The sequence below is a fragment of the Actinomycetota bacterium genome (assembly GCA_019347575.1).
Classification (GTDB): Bacteria; Actinomycetota; Nitriliruptoria; order Nitriliruptorales; family Nitriliruptoraceae; genus JAHWKY01.
The window spans coordinates 1-4,220 of record JAHWKY010000093.1 but is presented as its reverse complement, the minus strand read 5'-3'; the positions used below and the strand labels follow the sequence as shown (position 1 = coordinate 4,220).

Below are 4,220 nucleotides of genomic sequence, written 5' to 3'. Positions count from 1 at the left end.
GGCTGGCCTCGGCGATGACGCGGGCGCTGATGTTCGCGGACGCGTCCGTGGCCGAGGAGGTCGACGGGGTGACCACCACGACGACCGACGCGATCTCGCAGGCGATCGCCGGCTCCGACCGCGAGCCGGACGACGAGGACCGGACCGCTGCGATGGTCCTCGAGCAGGTGTGGTTCTCGTCGATACTGAAGTGGCAGTCGGGGCGCGCGACGATCGACGAGCTGGAGGGGCAGCTGCGCACGGCCACGCGCCTGCTGCTGCGGTGATGCGGGCGACCGCGACCGTCGAGGGCCGGACCGTCCCGCTGCCCTGCGAGGTGCGCGACGCCTCCGCCGCGTCGGCGACGTTCCTCGTCGACGCACGCGCGGCTCGACGGCTGCTGCCCGACGACGACCTCGCGACCGTGGCTCCGCTCCCCGGCAGGGCGCTGCTGGTCCTCACGATGATCGACTACCGCGACAACGATCTCGGGGACTACGACGAGCTGTCCGTCGCGCTGGTCGTGCGCCGGCGGGGCTGGGGCGCCGCCGTCCGAGCCCTCGTCGGTCTCGTCCGCGGACGGCTGTCGACGTGGATCGTGAACCTGCCGGTCGACCAGCCGTTCAGCTGTGTGGCGGGTCGCGAGATCTGGGGGTTCCCGAAGACGGTCGAGGACCTGGACATCCGGCACGGTGACGGCCGGGCCACGTGCGTCTGGCGTCGCGACGGGCGCGAGGTGCTGCGGCTGCGTCCGTCCCCCTCGCCGCGTTCGTCGTGGACACCGACGCCGACCCCGCGACCGGCGTGGCCGCGTGGCCGGCCGGGGCGAACGTGTCCTCGGCCGGGATCGACCGGGCGCTGCTCGTCTCCGGCGCGGGCGCGTGGCTGCTCGACCTCGGGACCGGCGACCGGACGCCCGTCGGCGACCTGGGCGGCACCCACGACGTGGACCTCGCAGCCCGCAGCTTCGTGGTGTCGGTCCCGCGGGACGCGCTGCCGGTCGCGGGGACCTGGACGCTGCGCGTCGGGGCCGGTCTGGCCGACGAGGACGGGGACGAGTTCCTCCAGCTGACGCCCGAGCACGGCGCGCTGCCCGGGGGCGCGTCGCTGTACAACGTCGGGTACCGCGGGTACGACGACGAACCCGCCGAGCACAACTTCTGGTTCGACCGTTCGCAGGCGGAGGCGCTGTCGGCCCGCAACGTGTCACCGTTCGCACTGGAGCTCGACTGGGGTGTGCTCGCGGACGGGCGGACCGATCCTGAACCCGCGCCGACCGGCTGGTCGAACCGCTGGTACGTGTCGTCGGTGGAGCTCGGCCAGGGGCGCGTGCAGGGCGAGGGTTCCACCTCCGACGGCGCCCCGAACTACCTCGGACGGGTGCAGCCCTACGGCGTCTGGATACCGTCGGACCGCGACCCCGCGCAACCGGCGTCCCTGACGTGGCTCCTCCACTCCTTCACGATCAACCACAACCAGTACGCGGCGACGGCACCGGACACCCTGCGTGCGCTGTGCGAGGGGCGCCGATCCGTGTGCGTCACGACCCTGGGCCGCGGCCCCGACGGTCAGTACCGGGACGTCGCCGAGCTCGACCTGTGGGAGGTGTGGCACGACGTCGCCAGCCACGTCGCCCTGGACCCGGACCGCACCGTCATCGGCGGGTACTCGATGGGCGGGTTCGGCGCGTGGCGCATCGCCGCGATGCACCCGGACCTGTTCGCCGGGATGTTCCTGCTGTCGTCCGCCGCCCGCGACGACCTCCCGCTGGCGACGAACCTGCGGTCGATCCCCTACTACCACGACCACGGTGCGCTCGACCAGCTCGTCCCGATCACGCAGGCGCGCGAGACGATCGCGCGGCTGGACGAGCTCGGTCACCGGTACGTGTTCGACGTCCACCCGACCGAGGACCGCGTCGCGTACTCGCTGAAGGACGGGTGGCGGCAGCTCGTCACGTGGGCCGGCGAGGAGGACCGCACCGCGCCCAGACGCCCCGCCCGCATCGACTACACGTGGTTCCCGGCCGACGTCGACGACGAGCTCGGCATCGGCCCCGACGGGGCGTGGTGGCTGTCGGACCTCCGGGCGCGCGACGATGCCGCCGGGCCGCCCGAGGTGCGGGCGCGGTCGTCCGCGATCGCCGAGCCGGAGCACGAGCTCGTGCGCACCCGGTCGGTCCTGACTGACGCCGCCCCCTCCCCCGCCGTCCGCGAGCGTCTCGACTGGACCGTCGGTGAGCCGGGACCCACCACCCCGTCGATCTCGCTCGAGCTCGCCGGGGTGGCGTCCCTCCAGGTCGACGTGGACGACGCCGCACTGGACACGGCCGCGTCCGGCGCCGAGGTCGCGGTGGCGACCGACGGGCCGACACGCCTCGCGCTGACCGGCGTGCCGGACGGCACGGTCGTGCTGCTCGACGGGCGACGCGTCGGGACGGCACCGGCGGCAGCGACCCTGGACGTCCCCGAGGGCGACCACACCGTCACGTTCTCGGCCCCCGGGTCGGCTGACCGGTCGCGCGCGGACGCGCCGGGGCTACCGGCGACCGGCGGCGGCGTCGGGACGGCACTCGTCCTCATCGGCGTCGGGGCGCTGCTGCGCGGGAGCCTGGCCCGTCACGGGTCGCGTGAGTGGGTGTGACGATGTCAGGCGCCCCGCACGTGTTCGCGCAGCACGCCGCGGGCCCACTCGTAGCTGGCCTTGCCCGCCGGTGAGCGCTCGATCTGATCGACCACCGTGGTGACGCGCGGCATCTTGTACCGAGCGACGCGTCCGTCGAGGTGCGCCTCGAGCTCCTCCTGCGACGGCGCGTCCGCGTCCTTGCGGACCTGGAGGACCGCCGCCACGCGCTCGCCCCAGCGTTCGTCTGGGACGCCGGCGACGACCGCGTCGGCGATCGCCGGGTGGGACTTCAGCGCCGCCTCCACCTCCTCGGGGAAGATCTTCTCGCCGCCGGAGTTGATGCACACGGCCCCGCGCCCCAGCACGTGGATCGTGCCGTCCTCGTCCACCCGCGCCCGGTCGCCCATGAGCACCCAGCGGCGCCCGTTGATCTCGGGGAACGTGGCGGCCGTCTTGTCGGGGTCGTTGTAGTAGCCCACCGGGATGTAGCCGGTCTGGGCGACGAAACCCTCCTGGTCCGAGCCCGCTTCGACGAACTCCATGTCGTCGTCGATCACGGCGACGTCGTCGTCCATCGTGAACCGCAGGCCCGAGTCCGGGCTCGAGTCCGGCGTCGCGGCGCCGTTGTAGCCGGTCTCGGTCGAGCCGAAGCTGTCGATCAGCATGATCTGGCCCAGGACCTCCTCCAGCCGTTGCCGGACCGTGCGCGACAGGATCGCCCCGGCCGTCGAGACGACGAACAGGGACGAGTGGTCGTACTCCCCACCGTCCGGCTTGCCCTCCTCGATCGCCTCGATCAGCGGCAGCGCCATCGGTCCTCCAGCTCGTCGACGTGCGCATCGTGCCAGCCCGGACAGCCACGGCCGGTACCCGACGCCGAGGTGAGACGGTTAGGGTGCCGCCGTTCCGTCGACGACAAGGTCTGCTGCGTGGACGTCGTGCTCACCGAACGCCGGGGCCCGGTGCTCACCGTGACGATCAACCGCCCGGATGCCCGCAACGCCCTGAACGGCGAGGTGCTGGCCGGTCTGGTCTCCGCGTTCCGGGAGGCCGACGGCGACGACGAGGTCTCGGGTTGGCTCGGAGGCAGCGGCGGGACGATGAGCCGCGACGCGGCCGAGGACGTCGGTGACGCTCTTTGCCGCCCATGGGTTGACGTCGCAGGAGGCATCGCCGTCGATGTCTACATGCGCGTGGAGGCGGGCCACCATCGACACGAGCGCACCTGCGGCGAGTGCTGCCCGCGGGTCGAGGCCGGACGCAAGGCGCACCACCACGCGGACCTCATCGAGGGCCGCGGTCACCTGGGCAGCTGCCGCGGAGGTGGTGTCCATGCCGAGTGCCAGGCGAAGGTCGCTCATCGCAAGGTCACCTTTGCCTCGCGCCGAGCGCCGGGTGGAAGGTCGAGCCACTGACCAGCGTGGCGCTGAAGGACCGCGCATGCATCGAGTCCGTGGCGGAGACCGAGTCCGAAGTAGGGCACCACGATCGAGAGTGCGCCGTCGAATGTCAGCGCCGGGTTCGAGTTGTCGGTCGGGCTGTGGAAGGCAAGCCCGGGATGCGAGTGGATCCGCGCCACATAGATCTCGCTCTCCTTCAGCTCGGCAGCGAGCTGC

5 protein-coding genes are annotated in these 4,220 nt (G+C 72.7%); 2 read left to right on the top strand and 3 right to left on the bottom strand.

Annotation, left to right across the window (positions count from 1 at the left end):
- Both KY469_22505 and KY469_22500 read left to right on the top strand, forming a co-directional pair.
- Nucleotides 1–266, top strand: a 266-nt coding sequence (locus tag KY469_22505) for a TetR family transcriptional regulator (protein MBW3665865.1), incomplete at its 5' end; no start/stop codon positions are given.
- A 544-nt stretch (nucleotides 267–810) separates the two neighbouring features.
- Nucleotides 811–2,622 carry a peptidase gene (locus KY469_22500; protein ID MBW3665864.1) on the top strand — a complete coding sequence of 604 codons (1,812 nt, stop codon included), beginning with the start codon at nucleotides 811–813 and terminating at the stop codon, nucleotides 2,620–2,622.
- 5 nt (nucleotides 2,623–2,627) lie between these two features.
- Here KY469_22500 and KY469_22495 read toward each other — a convergent pair whose 3' ends face one another.
- The 3 genes from KY469_22495 to KY469_22485 form a co-directional block, all read right to left on the bottom strand.
- Nucleotides 2,628–3,416, bottom strand: a complete 789-nt coding sequence (locus tag KY469_22495) for an AMP-binding protein (protein MBW3665863.1) — start codon at nucleotides 3,414–3,416, stop codon at nucleotides 2,628–2,630.
- Nucleotides 3,417–3,494: 78 nt separating this feature from the next.
- Nucleotides 3,495–3,965, bottom strand: coding sequence for a hypothetical protein (locus KY469_22490; protein ID MBW3665862.1), 471 nt, complete (start codon nucleotides 3,963–3,965; stop codon nucleotides 3,495–3,497).
- On the bottom strand, nucleotides 3,962–4,220 hold a 259-nt coding region (locus tag KY469_22485), incomplete at its 5' end, for a hypothetical protein (protein MBW3665861.1). The genes KY469_22485 and KY469_22490, both read right to left, overlap by 4 nt.

Excerpts from the sequence above, each read along its gene's own strand:
- KY469_22490 (MBW3665862.1), bottom strand. The coding sequence starts at position 3,965 with ATGAGCGACCTTCGCCTGGCACTCGGCATGGACACCACCTCCGCGGCA.
- KY469_22495 (MBW3665863.1), bottom strand. The coding sequence starts at position 3,416 with ATGGCGCTGCCGCTGATCGAGGCGATCGAGGAGGGCAAGCCGGACGGT.